1 protein-coding gene is annotated in these 279 nt (G+C 50.5%); it reads right to left on the bottom strand.

Features of this window, described 5'->3' with window-relative positions; genetic code table 11:
- Nucleotides 1–279, bottom strand: a 279-nt coding sequence (locus KDM89_RS22190; RefSeq protein WP_212689894.1) for a hypothetical protein, incomplete at both ends; no start/stop codon positions are given.

Below are 279 nucleotides of genomic sequence, written 5' to 3'. Positions count from 1 at the left end.
CCGTTACGCCGTGTAGTCTGGATCACGGTATTGATACGGCGTATCCAGTCTTCGTATCTGGGACTGGCCGCAAAGCATAATTCGTCGATCAGCAAAGGCTTATCCAGCACCACGAAATCCTCGCCAGGTGATAAGCCTGAGGATTTTTCAGCGACGATCAGCTGATGCAAAAACTGACTGACTTCCTCGGCACGCGTATGAAAATCGCCAAACAGCATCACATCCATGCGATGGCTGATCAGCTTACGCAAACGCGCCGTATGTGAACTCACATCTTCT

The sequence above is a fragment of the Cognatundibacterium luofuense genome (assembly GCF_018139685.1).
GTDB lineage: Bacteria > Pseudomonadota > Gammaproteobacteria > Burkholderiales > Burkholderiaceae_D > Undibacterium > Undibacterium luofuense.
The sequence above is the reverse complement of the archived record's forward strand: the minus strand, read 5'-3'. Positions and strand labels throughout refer to the sequence as shown.